This window comes from Gimesia sp. (genome assembly GCF_048262075.1).
Lineage (GTDB): Bacteria > Planctomycetota > Planctomycetia > Planctomycetales > Planctomycetaceae > Gimesia.
On sequence record NZ_JBLXFK010000016.1, the window covers coordinates 134,605 to 155,070 of the forward strand.

Consider the following 20,466-nt stretch of genomic DNA (forward strand, 5'->3'; position numbering starts at 1 on the left):
GCTTTTAATCTTGTGCAATCCAGTTCACATGCATGACTCCGGGGTCTTCAATATTCTGGGCATAAAAAAAGATCTGAGTCTCAACCGTATCGCGTGAACCCCACAGAGCAGACCATGCGAATAGCGGTGCCCCCCATTGAGAGTCTGTCTTGAACATTACCCATTCAATGGGGCGATATACAGTTGGTGTTCGATAATAGAAGCTTCCTGTGATTGGATCATTGGGGGCGGTGCACCGGACATACGGCGCATAGCTGAGAATGAAGACCGGTAGTGCGAGCAAGCAGATACAGAGCACGGAATAGATTATTCCGATCAGGTTGTATCTTTTGACGTTCATGCTTTCCACCGTTTCAATAAAGGAGCCCGGATCTACATTTGAAATGTTCCCAGCATAAATGTGGATAACCTTGGCTACTCTCGGGTAACATATCGTACGAAGTGCTGGTGAAATGGTCAATCTTTGAGTTTAGTGAATTATTTGCGAACCGCTCGTTGTGAAGCGGGCCAAGCGAGTCAGAAAATCGTTGATTTGGACGGGCACGCCGACAGTCATTCTGACCAACGTCTTCGCGTGACCCTTGATTCCGTGAAAAGGAATGGGTTCGACGAGCACGTGGGGAGTCAGCGAAAAGGGTGGTTTTACGATATGTCCGGAGACACAAAGGAGATCGCCGATCAGGAATCCATTTCGCTTTCTGGGGCCAAATCGCGCATTCAGCAAGGCCGCAAAACTCTTGAAGCAATGCTCAAAGCCTGTTGTCGGTTTCAGTTCGACAGGCATGAAAATATCTTGCAGTGTGAAGCAGAAGGTGACGACGACGATTGTCAAAGTAGGGACTGTTGCTAGTAACTCCGTGAAACAGGTGAACTAGTGGAATCTCAATTCATGGAGGATTTCACATGCTGATTTATTCAAAAGAACGGCATCTCGAAGTTCTAAAAGCGTATGAAACGGGTCTGACGACATGAGAGATTGCATTGCATTTTCAATGCAGCGAATCGTGGGTCAGACGAGTCAAACAAGAATTTCGAGCGCAGGGAAAAACCATTCAACCAAGCTATCGCGGTTCTTCAATGGCAGGAGCGCATTGGCACTGCCTTGGACGTTATACGACGCCGCCAGCGACGATTCATTCATCGACTTTGCCATCATTTATTGCTCCAGAAATCTTATTTCATGTAAAAAAAGGCGACACTCAGCAGGGCAGGTGCCCTGACTTTTCTTGACTCCCATCGTTGACTTGAGATATTATAAATCTCATAAATCGACCAATATCAAGGTTGATTCAGCCATTGTATTTTGAGTTTCTGTTAAGGATGGACTCGATAAACTCTGCGATGGCAGACTTGCAGGCGAAGAATGGGATGTGAAAGGCTTGATTCGCGTCTGAATTGAACTCGAAGAGTTGCGTTCATTTTTCACAGCTTTGACTTTTTGTCATCGCGGGAACCAAACAAAGGACTAGTTGAAAATGATCTTCGCATATCTCGGACCTGGTCTCGGCGCAAGTGCGCTACTGGTGGTAATCGGAGTTTTATCACTCATTGCCATTACACTGTTCACATTCCTGTGGTTCCCGCTGAAACGATTGCTGAAGCGGATCTCGGAGAAAAGGAATTCATGATTTTTGAATTCCTTTTCGGCGTTGTGGTCTCCCTTATTCTATTGATTGTGTTCAAGGGGCTCCAAATCCGTCACTCCGTCGACAGCTGGATTCTTTCGATCGCAAAATTCGCCTACCATAGCGGTCATCCCCTGTTGGACGATGATCAGCGGTTTAGACTTGCTAAGCGGGCATACAAACCGGTGGTCTTCTCTTTTTTGTCGGTGTTTTTCAGGATTGTATTGATCGTTCTACTTGTCGGCGCGACGATCGCTCTATTAGCCCTTACTTTGGAGTCGGCCAGAGGGGAAAACCAAAATACTTTTTTTTCTCCTGAGTTCTGGAGAGAGTCGGCTTTCCCGCAATACTTGCTACACTGGCCTTTCATCGTCGGGACTTTGCTTCCGCTCATCCTGTTGCCGTTCCTTCCAAAAACATCTGGTAGTTGGGAATACTCTGCCCTGGACAAATTTTTTCACTACCTCTTCCTCGGCAACAGAGGGATTACGAGACTCCAATGGTGGTTCGAGTGCCTTATGAACAGGAAGGAACTCGTTCCGCCTTTGCAACACGTCTACATCGCCGGGCTGGCACGGTCCGGCTCTACCTCGTTGATGCAGCACCTGGGTCAGTTGCCAGAATTTGTGAGCCTTTCCTATCGAAACATGCCATTTGTGTTGATGCCTCGAACTGGCCCAAAACTGATCTCACGCAAGACAGACAAGGAGAGGGAGCGGTCACATAAGGACGGAATGCTGCATAGCCTCAGCACCTATGAAGCGTTAGAGGAGCCATTTTGGCTACACTTCGCCGGGCCCGACTTTATTCAAGAGGAACACTTGATTCAACATAACGTTGCCGAAGACATCCACGTTGAATATCAGAAGTTTCGGAGCATGGTTGCAGGTGGCAAGACCTATCTGATGAAGAACAACAATCATCTCCTTCGCGCCAAGTCACTCCATCGACTTGATGCAGGGAACGGGCTGACCACAAGGACCGTGATTCCATTTAGAGAACCGTATGCTCAAGCGAAATCACTACTTGAGCAGCACAACATTTTATCCAAATTGCCGAAGGAAGACGATTTCGCCCTCGACTACATGGATCTCCTTGTCCACCACGAGTTCGGACTCCATTCGAAAACTCTGTTACTCGGCGAATATGATGACGAATCGCTTACAGCCTCTGACCCGAGTTGTCTTGAGCATTGGCTTCGCGTCTGGCACGTTTTCTACCGCGACGCATTCGATCTCTACGCGGGCGAACCCGACTTCTGTTTCTTTTGCTATGAGAAATATTTAGCAAATCCATGCGGGTCGTTGTTGAGTCTGTGCCCGTTTCTCGATATTGATGCCAAACGATTCGAAGCTATTGAAGTCAAGGAGTGGCGACGCACTCGCTCCGAACAGGATGAATCTACTGTTCCTTCAGACTCCAGACAACTCTATGACAAGCTGGTAAAGGTGGCCATCAATCATGAAGTTTAATCGCGACCAGGCAATCAGAGTTCTTCGACGTTTTCTGGTTCTGTTCTTTTGTCTTTGGGGGCTTGTCTGGCTGAGCATAAGAGCTGTCGAAAAACAGCCAAACGACCGAAACATCGTAGATAAATGCTTGCTGGCCGCCGCAAGCGTCCCTGAAACTGTGAAACTCTGGTTCTCTGTAAAATCGACCGGTCTGGAGCATCAGGAATTCGTGATGAATACAGAACCTGGTCTTGCCAGGCTGGGTGAACTCTCTGATATTCAACACCTGAACAACCACCTTTACCTGCTATATTACCGCTACGAGGGGACCGATACAGGTAGCGTTTATCTGCAGAACATCAAGACCGGTGAAGTGGCACATACCTGGCATGTTCCGCTACGGAAGATATTCGCAGACATACAGGGGTTAAAACAAGAAGTGAAGGCCGATTTCGAAGCACAGGAAATCTCAGTCTCTTTACATAAGCGGTTACCGAACAATCTCGCCGCGATTCGAATTCTTTCGCCGATTATGGAAGATGACTTGTCCCTGGTATTCCACTGCGGAGTACTGGGGTACATGTACAAGCTTGATGAGAAATCAGACCTGCTCTGGAAGAGTGAAGAGCTTGTTCATCATTCGATTGAATTGGACGACGACGGCAATATCTGGACTTGCTCCGTTGATTTGAGGCACTCACTCGCCAAAAACTTGCGATTTCGTGAGGACGCAGTGCTATGCCTTGATGCGGAGGGCAAGAGGCTCCATTTCTACTCACTGAGTGACATGTTTTCAAACAACGGTTTGCTTCAGACGCTGTTGGAGGCGACGCCGGCGACGACAATGCCAGACGGTCCCTACCGGGATCCGTACCATCTGAATAATGTGTTGCCCGTCAAGAGTGATGGTAAGTTTTGGAAGAAGGGAGATTTGTTTTTAAGTCTTCGCGATAAGAGTGCGATCGTTCAGTTTCGACCACAAGATGGTTCGATTGTGTGGTATCAACAGGGGCCTTGGCTTGCACAACATGATATCAACATCGTGAATGAGTCGACCATTTCGGTTTTCAATAATAACGTGAGCTTTACGTCCTGGGACTGGTCGGACATTCAAGGAGGGAGTAGCAATATTGCTTTTTTTAATTTCTCTGATGAGACCACAAAGTACTTCGGCAATGGTCTCTTCGTTTCGACAACTGAGGGGCGGCAAACGCAAACGGTAGACGATTGGATTCTGGTCGAAGAGACAAATAAGGGAAGATATCTCTTCATAGATTCTTTTGGCATCGTCCGCTGCCAATTCTATATCCCGTACCACAACGAACCTTCACACGCCATGAGCCCAAATTGGGCGCGTTTATATCTCAAGAGTGGATCAGAGTTTGTATTGCAGGAGTAAACGACTCTCTGGAAAATCAGCAACCTTCAGATTAACTTCCGGTCACTGTGAGGAGGACCTACAGTGACGTCTATTGAGAAGCAACGCCAATCCATCTTACGATAGTGTCTACAAACAGATTTGCCGCTTTGTCGTGAGACGTTCGTGTTACTTTTAGATACGAATTCCGCGACACCAGCAAGGAACTGTGGGGATGGCGTACAAACCACCCTCGAACTTACACCGAGTGGATAGACTGGAGTGCAGCTACAAATCTCAAAACCGTTCTTTGATTTGATCGAACGCTCCAGACGGGGATTATCACATCGAGCTTGATTCCGAGAAAATATATGGCTTCTTGGGTTATATAAGCTGTTCGTTTTAAGTTCGTTTGATCGAACACGTCAAGAGCCGTTCTGACCAGAGATTTCCGATTCTCGATGAATCCGCGAATACGCATGGCTTCCACGCACACATGTGGGGTCCGCGTTTTGGGTGGTTTAAAAACGCATTTGAGACAACGTTTGAGTAGATCGAACGAGGGCAAGAGTAATGACCAAGGTGACGGGGTGGGATGGTTATCGATGTGTACAAAAACCGGCTTGTTCGCCGCTCTGGTTCGTGCAATTATTATTTGCGGTTACTTGTGCCAACGGATCGCAAAATTGTGGGTCTCACCCAAGAGGTCTACTTTTCCAGTTATGTCCAGAGCTTTGCTGTCCTTGATCTGAATCTTTACGTCGTCGATGTCACTGTGTTTCATCATGTATATTGCGAGTTCGTACTCGTCAATGTCGTCGAGTGAGGCGGTTGCACTAACGTCTCCGACTTTATCGCCGGGAGATGCTGGAAAGTCTCTGATGTAGAAATGCGGCGTGTCGAGCGCCCACGACCACTTGGAGTCTTCCTCTGCAGTCAGCTTCTCGAATTCTTCTCCGCTGCCTATGATTTCGATCATCAGAAGCGGTTTTGTTGGATCGGAGTTGTCGATATCAAATGATGATTCGTCAACATTGATTCCAAAATCAGTGTCACCAATCACAAACGATTTGTTTGTCATATCGGCCTTCTTTGCATTTGATTCGCCTGGCGCGTGATCCGCGCATCCGATTGGAGCGAAAGCACAAGCGACAGCGATTAAGATCAGTTTGCGCATTCAAAACGACTCGTTCTCGACTTTGCCAAATAAATATTGATAACCAGAATTTGATTCAGTCTAAATCTATCAGAATTTCTGCCTATGATCAATTGACACCATGTGATCTCGCTTCGGTCAAACGACCGATGCGTCGAACCGCCCGAAAGGTGTTTCCAAGAAAACGTTGATTAAAAAGTGCATGCCAAAGCCCATTCACACGGAAATTGCATTGTCGAGTCTGAATTCGCGAAAAGGTATGAGTTCCCCTGGCACGTAGGGAGTCCGCGAATTGGGTCGTTTATTTTGCAGTACCGTATTCGACGAGTTTCGCGATAAGATCCGGACCTGAGTGGCGTTCTGCTTTCTCCTGATGAACGTTGCAACTGATCAAACACGATTGCATTTCTCTGAAATGACGTACAAGCAAAATGGGTGGAATTAAGGAATGTGCTGGAATACATATGAGTTTGTGGAACCTCAACCAGCCGAGATCTGAGAATCAGACGAGGCGCAAGTGTCGAACACTTTTTTGGCAAATCAGAGTCCGGCATAACTGCAAAGATTTTACACAACAGACGGATTGAGTAAGACCGTAATTTATCGAAATTCATGGAGACAATTAATCTCACTTCCAACTTGCCATCTGTCTACTCACTTTGGTAACCTTGTGAAGGCACTCCTTGTTTCAAATTCGAAGTATTCATCTGTAAATCCAAGTTCAATTAAATGCATTTCAAACAAAATCTGGTTGATCGAGCTCTCTACTTTTCCAGAGATATTCAAGCGAAGCTTCATCAATTGTGGCGATGTTATACTCTACCCACCGTTAAGCAGAGACCCAGGCCGTTAATTCACCAGATCGAATCCCTGGAAGATCGCACGTTGCTCACGGCAGCATTCCCCGAGTTTATCGATCCCAATCCGAGCGCTGAGAATGGATTTGGTGATACAGTTGTTGTATTGAGCACTGGCAATATTGTCATCACATCTCCCTATGATAACGCTGGTGGAACCGATGCCGGTGCTGTCTATCTGTTTGATGGTGAAACCAAAGAATTGATCAGCACACTTCGTGGCTCATCAAACTATGATCGTGTTGGGTATTCTAATGTAACAGTACTTCCCAACGGCAACTATCTGGTCAGCAGCAGTGACTGGAACAAGGGAGCAGGTGCCGTGACATTTGGAAACGGGATCACCGGAGTGAGTGGTGTCGTATCGGCCGCCAATAGTCTCATTGGGACAACTCAAACAGACAGTGTAGGCGGTACAGGTGTGACAGTGCTCTCCAACGGTAACTATGTGGTCAGCAGTGGTTACTGGGACAATAATGGTCTATCTAACGTAGGAGCCGTGACGTTCGGAGATGGGGACACTGGTGTGACTGGCGTCGTTTCAGCGACAAACAGTCTCGTTGGGTCAATGAGCTATGACGCCCTTGGTTCTGATGGTGTCACGGCGCTCTCTAACGGAAACTTCGTAGTCCGTAGTTCTTATTGGGATAATGGCTCGGTAGAGAACGCGGGAGCCGTGACGTTCGGAGATGGGAATATAGGTGTGACTGGCGTCGTATCCGTGGCCAACAGTCTCGTTGGGGCAACGAGCTTTGATCATGTGGGGAGGGACGATCTCACAGAGCTCTCCAACGGGAATTTCCTGGTGACGAGTCTTTCCTGGGACAACGGTGCGGCAGCTGACGCGGGGGCGGTGACGTTTGGAGACGGGACGACCGGTGTGACTGGCGTCGTATCCGCGGCTAACAGTCTCATTGGAGAATTCGCAGATGACAATGTGGGCAGCGAGGGTGTGACCCTGCTTCCCAACGGCAACTATCTGGTCGGCAGTGCGGATTGGATCCGTTCCCGTGGGGCGGTGACATTCGGAGACGGAATGACCGGCGTGAGCGGGGTGGTATCAGAAAGCAACAGTCTTGTCGGGGCATTCACTGATGACAGAGTGGGAAGGTTTTATGGTATAACACTACTCTCCAACGGCAACTACGTGGTCAGCAGTGGATTCTGGCACGATTCCAGGGGGGCGGTGACGTTCGGAGACGGGACGACCGGTGTGACTGGCGTCGTATCCGCGGCAAACAGTCTCATCGGGGAATCTGTAGATGACAGAGTGGGCAACGGTGGTATAACGGCGCTCTCCAACGGCAACTATGTGGTGACAAGTTCCTGGTGGAACAATGGCCCGGTAGACCACGTTGGTGCGGTGACGTTCGGAAATGGAACCACGGGCGTGAAAGGCACCATATCAAAAACCAACAGCCTCGTCGGGTCAACCGAAGATGAGCATGTGGGCAACGGTGGTATAACAGCGCTCTCTAACGGCAACTACGTGGTCAGTAGTTCTACGTGGGATAATGGCAGCATTATTAACGCCGGTGCGGTGACATTCGGAAATGGGACTACGGGCGTGACAGGTTTTATATCAGAAACTAACAGCCTTGTCGGGGCATCCATATCTGACCTAGTGGGTGCAGATGGAGTGACGGCGCTCACCAACGGCAACTATGTGGTCAGCAGTGGTTTGTGGGACAACGGCGAGGCAACTGCCGCTGGTGCGGTGACGTTCGGAAACGGGATCACGGGAGTGAGTGGAGTGGTCTCCGCAGCCAACAGCCTAGTCGGGTCATCTAAATTAGACTTTGTAGGCCGTGGTGATTTTCATGTTGCTGAGGGCGGTGGTCCTAGTGTGTTGGCGCTTCCCAATGGTAACTACCTGGTCCGCAGTGGTTACTGGAACAACGGCATGGCAGAGGAAGCGGGGGCTGTGACGTTTGGGAACGGGACGACTGGTGTAAGTGGTGTGGTATCCGCAGCCAACAGTCTCGTCGGGACAACGAGCTTTGATCATGTGGGTTTTCGTTCCAGTGTGACGGTATTCTCGAATAGTAACTATGTGGTGAGCAGTGCTAACTGGGACAACAACATGGTAGAAGATACGGGTGCCGTGTCGTTTGGAGACGGGAACACAGGGGTAAGTGGGGTTGTATCCGCAGCCAACAGCCTCATCGGTTCAACGAGCTTTGATCATGTGGGTAGTGATGGTGTGACGGAGCTCTCCAACGGAAACTATGTGGTCCGCAGTTCTTATTGGGATAATGCCCTGGTAGAGGATGCGGGGGCCGTGACGTTTGGCGACGGGACTACCGGTGTGACGGGTGTAGTATCCGCGGACAACAGTCTCGTTGGTTCAACAAGATTTGATAAAATTGGTAGTAATGGTCTCATAGAATTATCCAATGGGAATTTCCTGGTGAGAAGTTATTATTGGGACAACGATGGCATGATTAACGCAGGTGCAGTCACATTTGGAGACGGAAGCACCGGCGTTAGTGGCATCATTTCGACGTCAAATAGCATCGTTGGATTTGAGCCATCCTCCTACTATCTGACAGCAAAGTTAATGCAGACCATACTCGATGATCTTAATAACACATATTATGTCACAATGAAGGATGAAGGAAGGGTCTGGGTTGGTTCGCAGACCGATGGTTTTCAACCGAGAATCCTAAATCCTATCAGTGATGTCATCATCAGTGAAAATTCAACAGAGCAAACAGTCAGCCTCACGGGTATCACCGCTGGTAGCCGAAGTGGCAATCAGTTACGTGTGACCGCCACCAGCAGCAACCCAGACCTGATTCCCGATCCGGTCGTATCCTATCTATCTCTGGATACCACCGGCAGCCTGACATTCACTCCCGCGGAAAATCAGACAGGCACCGCCACGATCACGGTGACCATCGAAGACGGGGGCCTTGATGGTGAACTTGCTACAACTGAAGACAACTTCATGAGCCAGCGAACGTTTGATGTTCTCGTCAGCATTCCTGTCGATATCGATTTACGAGTTGTGAATTCTCCTGCGAGTGTCGGACCAGACGGTCAGACTTCTATTTTGCCAGCTCATCAGGACAGGGTTGATGAATGGTCATCTTTCTGGCTAGAGATCTGGGTGAGTACGACAAACATCGAAAGCCCGGGAATTTTTTCAACAATTCTCAATTTGAACTATCAGACAGAATATGTCTCACCGACAGTGATTGAATATGGCCCAGGCTTTTCTGTAAATCAAACAGGAACCATCAACGATTCTACCGGAGTCATTGAAAATCTCTCTGCAGTGACAAGTCAGACCGGTCTGGGCGTCTCTGATTTTCTTCTTTTTACACGCATCAAGTTCGAATCTCTCGCTGATGATGGCGTTCATCTTGACCTTCTGAATCAGCTGATTGGCCCGTATGATCTGGGCTTTTCAGTTAGCGCGCCTCAGGTGAGTGATGTCACAGGGAACCCGGTCAGCACGAACATCAATTCATTTCCGGGAACCAGCATTTGGGCGAATCCCTTTGATTTGAATGATGATGACAAGATCAATCATCGCGATCTGATCCTTTTAGTCGGTGTTTACGGTACGATTCCCAGCGAGTCAGATTCAGACTATGCCTGGGTTGCGGATCTGGATCAAAGTGATCGCGTCGATTACAGAGATTTGATTTCATTTGTTGGGAATTATGGTAAGGGAAAAGTGAATGATCCGGATGTGAATTATCCCAGTAATTATCCCGAAGCCTGGAATAATTTGCTGCGTGTCTCTTCAGAACCGCAGAGGAGAATAAAAACAGCCAGCCTGACACAGGCAGAAGCTGATCAGGTTTTAGGGCAAGCGATCGAGCAGGTCAGTGAGCAACTCACTCCCGAAATGAGTCAGTCGTTGTCAGGCGTTGAAGTCAAGGTGGTTGACCTGTCGGGTACGACCGTGGGGCGGGCTGTAGCAGGTACGATCTACCTCGACGTGAATGCCGCCGGTTACGGCTGGTTTGTTGATACTACCCCACTTGATTCCAGTGAATTTGTAATCAAAAATCAGTCATCCCTGATTGCTTTACCTGACAGCGCAGCCGCGGGCCGCATCGATCTCTGGACCGTGATTCTGCATGAACTTGGCCACCTGGTGGGTTACGAACATAAATCTGAGGGGGTCATGGAAGAAACGTTAGCCCCGGGAGTTCGTAAGCTGGCCGAGTGGGATGAAGATTCCGATCTGTTTTTTGCATCCGTACAGGAAGAAGTTGAATTATTACCGTTTTAGCTGTGTATCGCTTAAATCACGACCGACAGATTTTCATCTCTGGTAGGCCGAGTGACATCCTATCGAATCGTATTGGACTCGGTTTGTCGTGCCTGTCTCTTCATCTTTTAGTCATTTTAACTCTGTTTTGCAGGAAGTGCCAAATTTAAGTAGGTTCATAAATGAATTGGGCTTGCTCCGACTCACTGCGAGTTGAGAAATAATGAGTTTCGTATGCTTGCATGAATTCCGTTTTATTATTCGTATTCGTTTGCTGTCCTGGATTCAATGAGTTTCGCGAACAGATTCTGGGATTTGACGATTCAATATACACACATACCGAATCGTGGGATCGGTAGTGATGGAGTCAACCCTCCAAAAGCTTCATTCCGTTATTCAGACGTTTTCTCGGAACGAGTATCTTTTGTGTTTTGCATCGAAACGTATTTGTAAAGAGTTATTCTCGAAATTTTTAATGTATCACAAATATCGTCTATGCTATTTGATTTATCGCGAAACAACTTTTGTGCTAATACAACTCTGGGTGAATTTGGATCCAGCGCTGGTCGACCACCCTTACGCCCGCGTGTCCGGGCTGCAGCTAAGCCTGCTTTAGTTCTCTCTTGTATAAGTCGCCGCTCGAATTGAGCGAGAGCAGAGAAAACATGAAAGATCAGTTCTCCTGAAGGTGTTGTTGTATTGATGATACCATCACTAATCGAACGAAATCCGGTTTCTCGTTCCTTCAGGTCTTCGATCATAGTGACGAGATGACGCAGTGATCGTCCCAGACGGTCTAATCTCCAAACAAGGAGAGTATTTCCACGTTGCAAGCATTCTTGGCAGAGCAAAAGTCCGGGTCGATCAGCTTTAGCGCCCGAGAGTTTGTCGCAGAAGATGTACTCGCGTTTGACTCCATGTTTTAGTAGAGAATCAATTTGTAGGGAGAGTTCTTGATCACCTGTGCTCACTCGGGAATAGCCAATCAAACGATACTGCTGGAATTCATGAGATACCATCTTGAATCTCTCTCTTATGGACGACAACGTTTCTCTACCAATAGAGAAACATGGCAACATGAATTTGTTCTTTAATAGGTGTTACAAAGTTTCTGGATTTGAAAAAAATGTCTAAATGTGCCGAGTATTCAGGTTATGCTACCGACCCGTAACCTCTAGATACATCTAAATGCGAATTGTGTCGAATTACAGGACGTCTGAAGAAACAAATGAGTTTATTGTATAACGTCTGGCATAACCGGGCGGGGAGAGTTGATGTTCCATTTGAAAAGACACGCAAGCCCCGCTCCGGTGCAACCCATGGTTATCCGTCGTTTTTCTTTGGGTATGATTCGAGAAACATTTTGACAGAGTCGGTGGTCTGGTCCGTGGGTTGAACGACGACAAATACCTCGCGGTCGTCCTGGACGACGGCCGCCCCCGCAACATCGGACAGGTCGGCCAAGAAGCGATCAGTGTCGAACGGGGTGTCCAAATCGTCCGCGAAAAACGGCGGGATCGACTCGAAGTGTATCCAAACCGAACCGTCGGACATCTCCCGAATGACCGGCTCCGCATCAGTGTCGAATCCCCAAACAAGGGTTTCTTTGACGACCGACGCATTCGGATCGAGGCGTGCCGGGTCGGATTCAGCGGGACCACAGCCGCACAGCGATAGCAACCAGCTAAGCATGAAGAAAACCTTTAGAAGCTGAGTGCGTTTGGGCATTTCAGTCGGATAACTTGTTGTTATTTGGCCAATTCTTTCTTGAGAAAGATCACCGCATCGCCACGTCGAATCGGCAAATCCTTCACCTTGTCGACATTGTCGCCGGTCATGTCGACAAATTGAATCTGTTTGCCACGTTTCGTGATCACGGCGACAGTCGACAAATCGTAATCCTTCCAGTTGATCTTCCAGATACTCTTTACTCGTTCGAGCGTCCATTCGTCTGCATCGATCGTAATTCCGAGGCCGGGATCAGATTCACCAGCAATTCCTTCGGTGTTGTGCTGCTTCCAGGTTCGTATCCGGTTTTCTGGATTCGGAAACTCCATATGTTCGAGAGCGATGTAAAGGCGTTTGAGTTGCGCAAACTCTTTGAGCTTGAGAGCAGCGACGAAATCCACTTTAGCAGGTTTCTCTTGACCGTGGGAAATGGCGGGCGTCGCAATGGCGGCAAGCAATAGAATCATCGTTAGTCTCATCGAGACGCTCCGATCTGTGTGAGTATTCGTGATCGTGTCAAATAACGTTCAAAATCACCCGGTCGCGACGAGAGATTCTCAATTGTCAAAACGCCCGACTTCGCGACTCCGGTGCATGCCATTGTTAGCCAGCTCTCGGTTTAGCAGAGAATGGTGCGTTCAAGCTTGCGTCATCATCTGCCTTCAGATTGCTGTAACTGTCGGGGTGGCAAACAGCAAACGCTTGTCCGCTGCGACAAGCAATGCCAATGCCGTGCTCTGCCTCTAACTCGCACTGCAAGTGTATCAAAAAGTAGGAATCTGCAATGAGCTTGATGTGCGGAACTTCGACAGAATAGACCTCCCATTCAAAGTCTTCGGGTTCAAGGTCTTCCTGAAGATCTTGCTCCCATTCTGACGCGACCCAATCACGAAGAAGTCTGTCAATTGTGTGGTGAAATTCGGCAGGAAGAGATTCCGCGGCTTCAACAGCACGCAGTTGCGTCGGGGACGGCGGGCTTTCGGAGCCCGACGTGTCTACAAACACCGAGGTGCCATTGAACAGCGGTGTGTCGAGGGTGCCAACCCACGATTGTTCGCTTGAGGAGTATGCAATGGTTGCCATGAGAAACTCGTACTTTGCTGGCTAACTTAATATTAACCTGCACGGACTTGTTCTGATATGATTCTCCAAGAGCTTCATATCACACATAGATGCTGGAAATAATGCCAGCATGCTATAAATAATACCAAGCAAAATTAGATTTTCAATATGTAACTTTATTCTTGCTTTTTGTTTGTTGTCCTGCATTCAACGAGTTTCGCGGAAATTTGACCTTGTCTTCGATCTGAGTAGCATTCGATATCGAACAAAGCGCTCGCTGCCGATGCACTAATCTCGGTTACTATTTAACCAATGCTATTTCGCAAAAACGGTCGTTAAAAAACGCATTTAAGAAAACGTTTGAGAATAGCGAATGAGGGTAAGAGTAACGTCTGAGCTAATCGGTCAGCGGCCAGCGAGGTTGTTTCAGATTCCAGCTTTAACCGCCGCTCCAGTTGAGCGTTTTATTAGCTCGTCACGCAGGAGAGTCTACTCGCCTTGTTGGTTTGAACTTAAAGTTTGTCGGCTTGAAATCGGGTTCGTTGAAGTTCAATTCGCTCCGGCGGATCTCGCCGAAGAATAGCTTCTGCATGAAAACTACTACTGGCAAATCGAACTGAAAAGCGTCCTGCATGTCGCCATAGAAAATAGTCGGCCATCGATTGGATTCAGGGTCGTTTACGTGCCAGAACCAGTAATCACGGGAGTCATTCCAGCCACAAATCAATATGCCGGGACTCTCCGGGTAAACCGGGTAGGGCATGTACTTGTCGCCCTCTGATTCTCGATAATCCCTCAGAATATCGTGCCCTTCTTTGAGGCACTTCCGATGCCACGGATCGCGTGGATTGAACAGTTCGATGACGCATCCAATATCGCTGTGTGCAAACTCTCCACTGCCATATGCGTTGATGATCGCCTCGTGATCCTCAGGTAACTCAGGCAAAGATGGATCTAACAGGGGGCCGTCCACGTATCTCGGCTGCACGGGGGGTGGGATTGCGTCGAGCAGTTTCTTCAGTGAATCTTGCCACTGTGTCATGCAACGGTCTCCGAAAGCTAACTATTGATAGACAGAATATATTCTGTCAAAACCTAAAAGGTTTTCTGTCTATTGTCAATTGATACCATATGGCCTGGCGTTCACAAATCACCCAAACTCCTTGACCAGATGCGAATTAAGTTGCGAGTGATGCCTACAGCATCAAACACTATTCGCCTTCTTTCAAGCTCACTTTAGTGAAAAGACTGGTGCGTCGAATCGACCGGAAAGTGGTTCCAAATAACGTCGATTTGATCTGACACTTCAGGAGCCATTCTGACCAGTTATTTTACGGTTCGCGATGAATCCGCGAATACGTATGGCTTCTACGCACACATATAGTGTCCGCTTTTTGGGTTACTTTCTCGCCGTGACCTTTTAGTGTCCCTTTGAGGTTTTTCAACCAGCGGATCTTCAAGGGTTTCTTGGCATCGCCCCCGATTCACTTATTTTGCGGTTTCTTTCTTCTTCTTTTTTTCTTCGGATGAAGGTTAATGTCTTCGAAATCGGTGATTTCTCGGAAACCCTCTGCGCTCTCACCCCCACCAATGTGCTGGTAAAGGTCCGCCTCACGTACCTCCTCACCAAAGTCCAGACCTGTCAGCTGCTCGATGTCGATAACCGTGGTAACGAAGTCGCGGACACCTTCGTCATCGTCGATCGCTTCGGCCGTTTCAGGCAACTCCCGCAAGGCATCACTTTGGTCAGCAATCATGGCCAGGGCCGAAAGCTCTCCGTCGTCTTCCCAAACTGCAATCTTCCAAAACTTCAACGGGACTCTGAAACCGTCAAATACATCGTTACGATAAAGCGGATCGTCATCGTCCAATACCGTGCCAGTGAATACAGTCACACGAATATCATCGATGCGAGCATTATCGAGTACATGGTTCTCAATACCCTGCCACAACGTCTGGTTGGTGTTAAACCGACCGACCTGTGGTGTGCAATTCGTGAAATGGAATGTGTCGGCTTCGGCGCGCAATGCCCGACTGTCGCTGCCCCAACATGGATCCAGTCGTCGCACCATGTGACCCCGATGAAAAATGCGTGAGACACGATTGGGTCCCGCGGAAACAACTTGTCGTGTGTAGAGGTCGTCGTCTCCACATTCGTCCTCATTGATGCGAGGATCATCGTACCATTTTTCGCGCGCTTCAGGTCGCGACTCCGTTTCTATGTTTTCCGCACGCGTCACTCGCCCTGTCCGACGGTTAATGTTCTTGAGGTTTCTTCCGTCGATATTGCACGCGGTAGCCAGTGGCAGCCCACGAATCGAGTCAACATATACACTGAAGTGCTGGTAAGGAAACTCATTTGGATCGTCACCCGCCTCTGCATCCTGGTTGACAGCCAGTCTGGCCCTGACCGCGTCTGACGGTTGTGGCATGGGAATGATGTGCCCGTGCAGAAAACGTTCCCGGTAACCACGACGGTTGTCGTAATTGGGATCGACCCTGCGTCGGAAAGCTTCGGCCTGAGGGACCTGGTTCGAATTTGTGACGGCGGCCGCAGCAGCATTCATGGCACCATTCAATGCACAGTTAGTTGCAGCTGGCAATCCCACGGAGATTTCGATAGGCAAGCGCCAGACTGCCGTCCCGTCTGCTCTCAGGTGGACGCCCGTTTCGTTGCCATCCTCGACAGTCGCGGCCTGTGGAGCTTGGGGCCGCCCCTTAACGTTTTCACCCAACTGCAGCGCATTTTCAAGGCGATCGCGCTGTGACGGACTCAATTCACCTAGACGCAATTGCAGTTCATCAACGATTGCGCTAATCCGGATACCTTCGTTGACGAATCGCGGCAAGGGTGACCCGTCTTGCGCGAAGCGCTGCCGCCAAGGCCCTCCCCAATGGTGCAGTGCTATCGCCTGCCACTGGTTGTTAAAGACAGGAGAGCCCGAGGAACCGGGTTCGGTGTCGGCGACATAGTGCAGTACATGTGAGAGCCGCGAAATCAGCCGGTTCTCACGAAGTACAACTTCTTTAAATCGACCATCCGGATGCTGCACGATGTTGGCAACCTCGCCAAGTGCATGTTTATCACCAGCGTTCGTGAGTGGACAAAAGCCGAAAGCGTCGAGTTCCTTTGGACCGCTGATTTTACGACCGATGGCAATCACCGTGTAGTCGAGGTCGTTCGTATCGTCAGTGATGAATAGTTCATTCGGACTGAATTCGAAACGACAAATCTCATGGGGTTGCCCGTCGGGACCGACTTCGTAGTCAAATTCAACGACGAACAAACCGGCATCAGCCAACGATCCAAGAACATGGTTGTTGGTAAGAAACAGCCCAGGAGCGATCAGGAATCCCGTCCCTTGAGCGCGTCCATCCAAAAACGCGACGCGTCCGGTTGTTTGCGCGGCGTTAAAGCCTTGCTCCAGAAATGCGACGCCGACAAAATCAATCGAGTTGCCCCAGATCCGTTCAGGTCCACCCGGAGGCTGTTCCAAACTTTCATGTAGGCTGGACTCTTTCGCCGCAGCGATGATGCTCTTTATCGACATCTGGTGGCCAATAGCCGCGGACCGAGCGTCCAGACGCTCTTGGTCATTCTCGGCCGCCAAAGGTCTTCCATGACGTACAGCTTGCACAGTCCTCATCTGTTGATGCTGTGCCGATTTAATTCGTTTTAAGGCCGACTGTTCGATACGTTCCATGGCATAACTCCCGATGAAGTGAGAACTTGTTTAGGAATAACTTGTTATTCACCTGCTCTGACTTGTACTGATATGATGCCCCACGGGCTTCATCTTACACATAGATGCTGGATATGACGCCAGCATGCTTGTATTATGAGACTTGACATAATTGGCAACTCAAGGTTTAACCCATCGAGCTTAAACATTTACAGCAAGACTTCGCAGATATTGAAAAACAGAATACACAACAAGATCTAAAAACCATAGTATTAAACTCATTGAGCAACACAATCAGAAAACGTTGGTTTTCGCGAATGGCTGTAGAAACACACTACTAGATGCCCGAACTGATTCCGTTCTTGCCATAAGCGAATTCAAAACACTTGCTTCCCGTCAATGGTGATGAAAACGGTACATATCTGACTTGCTTTCTAAATTTAAAATGATGACCGGGAAATAACGGTTACCTGGTCATTAAAGCTGCACATGGTTCTCTCTCGGAAGACATATCGGGGTCTGACCCCTTTTACGTTTCCCATAATTATTTTATTATACAATCTTCTTAGAGTCAGAATTCACGTTCCACCTCATTCTTGAATTGAAGCATCTCAGACAACCATGCCTCACAGCCCCACAGAAACGACGCGAGCGGTTCGATATTCGCACGAAGCGTCGTCAGACTTATATGCGTAATGCCTTCAAGAGATTTTCTGCCTTTCACTTTGGTTGGATAACGAAACTCTTGTGCATCGTAATCGACGTCAGCAAACTGTTTGATGAATTTATCAATGCGAGAAAATTCTGGTGGGTCAGGTTGATTGGGCTCTGCTTCCCGGAGTAATCCTTTCGCTAAGGGCCAGAGATCTGACAATTTATGGTGTGATGGATGACCACCTTGCTTGTCCAATAATTTACGTCCAATGCGGATGATATTTTTGATCTGTAGCTCAAGAGCATGGCGGTACAAGAAACAGATAGGGTACACGAGGGTATCGTGATTTTGGTTCTCAGATTCCACATGATTGATAAGAAGTTCTGCAGCTAGTCGGTACCCTTCACTGTATCCATACGACATATCATGCATATAGTTGAGGCACGCATTAGTATGATCAGAGCCAGCCGCAAAAGGTGAAGGTATTTTTGATTTCATAGAATATTAGACACATTTCAAAAGAATCGGTTCACTGATTGGACTACTAGACCATTCTCTCAATTCCCATTAATGGTAGTAGTTCAGAAATTCTGTATGAGCTGTGATATAATATCAGGATTAAAATGACCGGGTAACATCATTTACCCGGTCATTATTTCGTGTAATTATTGCGCTAAACTCGTAACAATAGAGCTATAGGACAATCACTGTGTGCATAAGGTTTAATAACAATTAATGTTTTACAGCATGGCTATCAAAAGCCCATCACAGAAGGAACTTTTCGCAGGATTCTTTTGCCGGTTGAAACATCAATATCTTTGTTCTTGCCAAAAGGAGGTATACGATAACGCATTGACTTATTAGCTGTACCAACAGGAGGAGTCCTCCACATGACTGCTGCAGATCCACCGCCATCAAACATGATCCCGTGTTGCATTCCCTCATCTTTCATGAATGTCTGAAGCTCACCCATCGTCATACCATCAGTGGGGCCGATAGGCTCTTGTTTAGATGGATCTGACTCCCATTCAGGATACACTGGAGGTTTTTCATTTTTAGATTTGTCTATTTCTATTGATGGAATTATAAAAACAAATAATTCTTCTGCGTGAATCGACTTAATACCAACAGCAATTCTGGCTTTATGAGAATTTCCAGCATGAAGCTTAATCATTCCTTCAGGATTTATCTCATGACCTCTTTCAAGGATAATGTACCCACCTGCTGCGGAATTCACGGTACCAAGAAGAGGACTATTAGGATCATACAGTGCACGCCTCCCACTGATAATGCTGGCATTATCATCTTTATGAATCAAAAGTGCGTCGAGCTGGTATTCGATCCCGGTTTTTTTATCTTTTTCTGTTTTAGTAGCTTTGGGTACTCTTACACCATCTTTAATTGCAATACCGAAAATTTTTGCACAAGTAGATTTGTCATACCTAGGTCCATTAGGTTCAAAGAAGTTCGTATTAAAGACTATATTGGTCCCTGGATGCCTCTCTCTCCAGTAATAGGCATTCTTTACCGCGAATGGATAAATATCTTCGTCGCATCCAGATTTTTCTACCGAGATCCATTCCTTAGAATTTTTCAATGGAACGCGAAACATAAATCCGATGATTTTTTTACCAGATTTATCCGTTTTATATCTTAGCTTGGGCAAATCCACTTTTGAATCGGGGAGTTCTAATTCTCGTTTACGAGAGGCGGGGAGCTGTTTTACAGAGATTTTACCTGCTCCCCAGGCTGCATTCCAAGGGTAGGTACCCCATCCACTAGAATTTGCTAACCATTCATCAGCATAGGGGGTCACCGGCTGGAGTACCCACTGAGCCTCATTTTTCTCTTTCGTTAATTTGTGACAGTACAGGTAGTTATATCTGTATAGTGAATCTGTCGTTTCACGTTTATTCTCGATCTCGTATACTGGAAGACCGTTTATCAGCCGAGCGGACTGCACATAGATACCCTTGTATTGCTTTTGGGGATGATCAGTCACCTCAATTTGGTCTGGCCAATCGCGAGGACTTGTTAATGACTGAGCATTGCATCGTGAGCTGTAAATCAGGCACGACGCGAGAACAATGTAAAATGTTAAAGTGATAAATTGAGATCGATTACGGACTGGAATTGTGAAGTTCATTCGAAAATCTCCCCGATAATTGAACGTTTATATACAGTACAATATTCCACAGTGCCATAATTACACCTGTAAATCAAATGTATTATTAAAATTCTGTTGATCCCAGAGACAGATCAAAAAATCTGATTCTAATTTCTAGAACGATTTCTCTGAGATTCTTTCCGTAATGACTTTTCTTTCCCCTTCAATTGTTGTCCGGGTAATTAGCGTTTCCCGGTCATTGAGCGTCGCGCAGAACAGCCTGTTCCAGGGGAGTCAGATCCCAATGCGCAAGCACAACATACAGGCTTTTCCCCAGGTGCTTCAGTAACATCGGATCGACGGAGATCGTCTCCCATTCCGTTTCCCAGGGAAGAGCATATCGGAGTCTGACCCAATCCTGTTCGGCCCGGCGTTTGCTCACGGCGTTTGCTCACGGCGTTTGATTTTTGGATCAGGGCTTTTGGTGATTGTAAAATCTGCGGAGTGGCATTGCGAGCACTCGCACTCGGATAAATCGGCGCAGCATGAAGTAAGGC

16 protein-coding genes are annotated in these 20,466 nt (G+C 47.8%); 3 read left to right on the plus strand and 13 right to left on the minus strand.

The features are described from left to right. Positions 1–4: 4 nt before the first annotated feature. The 3 genes from ACN0YH_RS24175 to ACN0YH_RS24185 all read right to left on the minus strand — a co-directional run bounded on the left by ACN0YH_RS24175 (position 5) and on the right by ACN0YH_RS24185 (position 1,156). Entirely contained in the window at positions 5–340 is a 336-nt protein-coding gene (locus ACN0YH_RS24175; RefSeq protein WP_417382161.1) for a hypothetical protein, read from the minus strand. Positions 341–469: 129 nt separating this feature from the next. Continuing rightward, the gene (locus ACN0YH_RS24180; RefSeq protein ID WP_417382162.1) at positions 470–784 is read right to left on the minus strand and encodes a hypothetical protein; all 315 of its coding nucleotides are present in this window, start codon (positions 782–784) and stop codon (positions 470–472) included. A 234-nt stretch (positions 785–1,018) separates the two neighbouring features. Next, positions 1,019–1,156: a hypothetical protein gene (locus ACN0YH_RS24185; protein WP_417382163.1), complete on the minus strand. Its 138-nt coding sequence runs from the start codon at positions 1,154–1,156 to the stop codon at positions 1,019–1,021. A 468-nt stretch (positions 1,157–1,624) separates the two neighbouring features. On the opposite strand from ACN0YH_RS24185, the gene ACN0YH_RS24190 reads away from it, so the two are divergent. After that, positions 1,625–3,097, plus strand: coding sequence for a hypothetical protein (locus ACN0YH_RS24190; protein WP_417382164.1), 1,473 nt, complete (start codon positions 1,625–1,627; stop codon positions 3,095–3,097). Then, positions 3,087–4,475: an arylsulfotransferase family protein gene (locus ACN0YH_RS24195; RefSeq protein ID WP_417382165.1), complete on the plus strand. Its 1,389-nt coding sequence runs from the start codon at positions 3,087–3,089 to the stop codon at positions 4,473–4,475. Before ACN0YH_RS24190 ends, ACN0YH_RS24195 begins: the two co-directional genes overlap by 11 nt. 619 nt (positions 4,476–5,094) lie before the next feature. Here ACN0YH_RS24195 and ACN0YH_RS24200 read toward each other — a convergent pair. Beyond that, complete coding sequence (locus ACN0YH_RS24200) at positions 5,095–5,610, minus strand: hypothetical protein (RefSeq protein WP_417382166.1); 516 nt, start codon at positions 5,608–5,610, stop codon at positions 5,095–5,097. A 708-nt stretch (positions 5,611–6,318) separates the two neighbouring features. On the opposite strand from ACN0YH_RS24200, the gene ACN0YH_RS24205 reads away from it, so the two are divergent. Continuing rightward, positions 6,319–10,695, plus strand: a complete 4,377-nt coding sequence (locus ACN0YH_RS24205; RefSeq protein WP_417382167.1) for a hypothetical protein — start codon at positions 6,319–6,321, stop codon at positions 10,693–10,695. Positions 10,696–11,066: 371 nt separating this feature from the next. Here ACN0YH_RS24205 and ACN0YH_RS24210 read toward each other — a convergent pair whose 3' ends face one another. From ACN0YH_RS24210 to ACN0YH_RS24250, 9 genes are all read right to left on the minus strand, one after another. Beyond that, entirely contained in the window at positions 11,067–11,693 is a 627-nt protein-coding gene (locus tag ACN0YH_RS24210; protein WP_417382168.1) for a recombinase family protein, read from the minus strand. A gap of 304 nt (positions 11,694–11,997) precedes the next feature. Further along, entirely contained in the window at positions 11,998–12,402 is a 405-nt protein-coding gene (locus ACN0YH_RS24215; protein ID WP_417382169.1) for a hypothetical protein, read from the minus strand. A gap of 20 nt (positions 12,403–12,422) precedes the next feature. Beyond that, positions 12,423–12,869 (minus strand): hypothetical protein, encoded by a 447-nt coding sequence (locus ACN0YH_RS24220; protein ID WP_417382170.1) that lies wholly within the window; start codon positions 12,867–12,869, stop codon positions 12,423–12,425. A gap of 136 nt (positions 12,870–13,005) precedes the next feature. Next, entirely contained in the window at positions 13,006–13,485 is a 480-nt protein-coding gene (locus tag ACN0YH_RS24225; RefSeq protein WP_417382171.1) for a hypothetical protein, read from the minus strand. A 454-nt stretch (positions 13,486–13,939) separates the two neighbouring features. Continuing rightward, positions 13,940–14,506 carry a hypothetical protein gene (locus tag ACN0YH_RS24230; RefSeq protein WP_417382172.1) on the minus strand — a complete coding sequence of 189 codons (567 nt, stop codon included), beginning with the start codon at positions 14,504–14,506 and terminating at the stop codon, positions 13,940–13,942. A 442-nt stretch (positions 14,507–14,948) separates the two neighbouring features. Beyond that, on the minus strand, positions 14,949–17,168 hold the full coding sequence (locus tag ACN0YH_RS24235) for a DNA/RNA non-specific endonuclease (RefSeq protein WP_417382173.1): 2,220 nt from the start codon (positions 17,166–17,168) through the stop codon (positions 14,949–14,951). Between the two features lie 550 nt (positions 17,169–17,718). After that, complete coding sequence (locus tag ACN0YH_RS24240) at positions 17,719–18,300, minus strand: hypothetical protein (protein ID WP_417382174.1); 582 nt, start codon at positions 18,298–18,300, stop codon at positions 17,719–17,721. A 256-nt stretch (positions 18,301–18,556) separates the two neighbouring features. Further along, positions 18,557–19,948 carry a hypothetical protein gene (locus ACN0YH_RS24245; RefSeq protein ID WP_417382175.1) on the minus strand — a complete coding sequence of 464 codons (1,392 nt, stop codon included), beginning with the start codon at positions 19,946–19,948 and terminating at the stop codon, positions 18,557–18,559. A 217-nt stretch (positions 19,949–20,165) separates the two neighbouring features. Further along, a complete protein-coding gene (locus tag ACN0YH_RS24250; RefSeq protein ID WP_417382176.1) occupies positions 20,166–20,351 on the minus strand; it encodes a hypothetical protein in 186 nt (61 codons plus the stop codon). Positions 20,352–20,466: the final 115 nt, after the last annotated feature.

Bases quoted from the DNA above. Each gene is read 5' to 3' on its own strand.
- ACN0YH_RS24175 (WP_417382161.1), bottom strand. From the start codon at position 340: ATGAACGTCAAAAGATACAACCTGATCGGAATAATCTATTCCGTGCTC.
- ACN0YH_RS24180 (WP_417382162.1), bottom strand. From the start codon at position 784: ATGCCTGTCGAACTGAAACCGACAACAGGCTTTGAGCATTGCTTCAAG.
- ACN0YH_RS24185 (WP_417382163.1), bottom strand. From the start codon at position 1,156: ATGATGGCAAAGTCGATGAATGAATCGTCGCTGGCGGCGTCGTATAAC.
- ACN0YH_RS24190 (WP_417382164.1), top strand. From the start codon at position 1,625: ATGATTTTTGAATTCCTTTTCGGCGTTGTGGTCTCCCTTATTCTATTG.
- ACN0YH_RS24195 (WP_417382165.1), top strand. From the start codon at position 3,087: ATGAAGTTTAATCGCGACCAGGCAATCAGAGTTCTTCGACGTTTTCTG.
- ACN0YH_RS24200 (WP_417382166.1), bottom strand. From the start codon at position 5,610: ATGCGCAAACTGATCTTAATCGCTGTCGCTTGTGCTTTCGCTCCAATC.
- ACN0YH_RS24205 (WP_417382167.1), top strand. From the start codon at position 6,319: ATGCATTTCAAACAAAATCTGGTTGATCGAGCTCTCTACTTTTCCAGA.
- ACN0YH_RS24210 (WP_417382168.1), bottom strand. From the start codon at position 11,693: ATGGTATCTCATGAATTCCAGCAGTATCGTTTGATTGGCTATTCCCGA.
- ACN0YH_RS24215 (WP_417382169.1), bottom strand. From the start codon at position 12,402: ATGCCCAAACGCACTCAGCTTCTAAAGGTTTTCTTCATGCTTAGCTGG.
- ACN0YH_RS24220 (WP_417382170.1), bottom strand. From the start codon at position 12,869: ATGATTCTATTGCTTGCCGCCATTGCGACGCCCGCCATTTCCCACGGT.
- ACN0YH_RS24225 (WP_417382171.1), bottom strand. From the start codon at position 13,485: ATGGCAACCATTGCATACTCCTCAAGCGAACAATCGTGGGTTGGCACC.
- ACN0YH_RS24230 (WP_417382172.1), bottom strand. From the start codon at position 14,506: ATGACACAGTGGCAAGATTCACTGAAGAAACTGCTCGACGCAATCCCA.
- ACN0YH_RS24235 (WP_417382173.1), bottom strand. From the start codon at position 17,168: ATGGAACGTATCGAACAGTCGGCCTTAAAACGAATTAAATCGGCACAG.
- ACN0YH_RS24240 (WP_417382174.1), bottom strand. From the start codon at position 18,300: ATGAAATCAAAAATACCTTCACCTTTTGCGGCTGGCTCTGATCATACT.
- ACN0YH_RS24245 (WP_417382175.1), bottom strand. From the start codon at position 19,948: ATGAACTTCACAATTCCAGTCCGTAATCGATCTCAATTTATCACTTTA.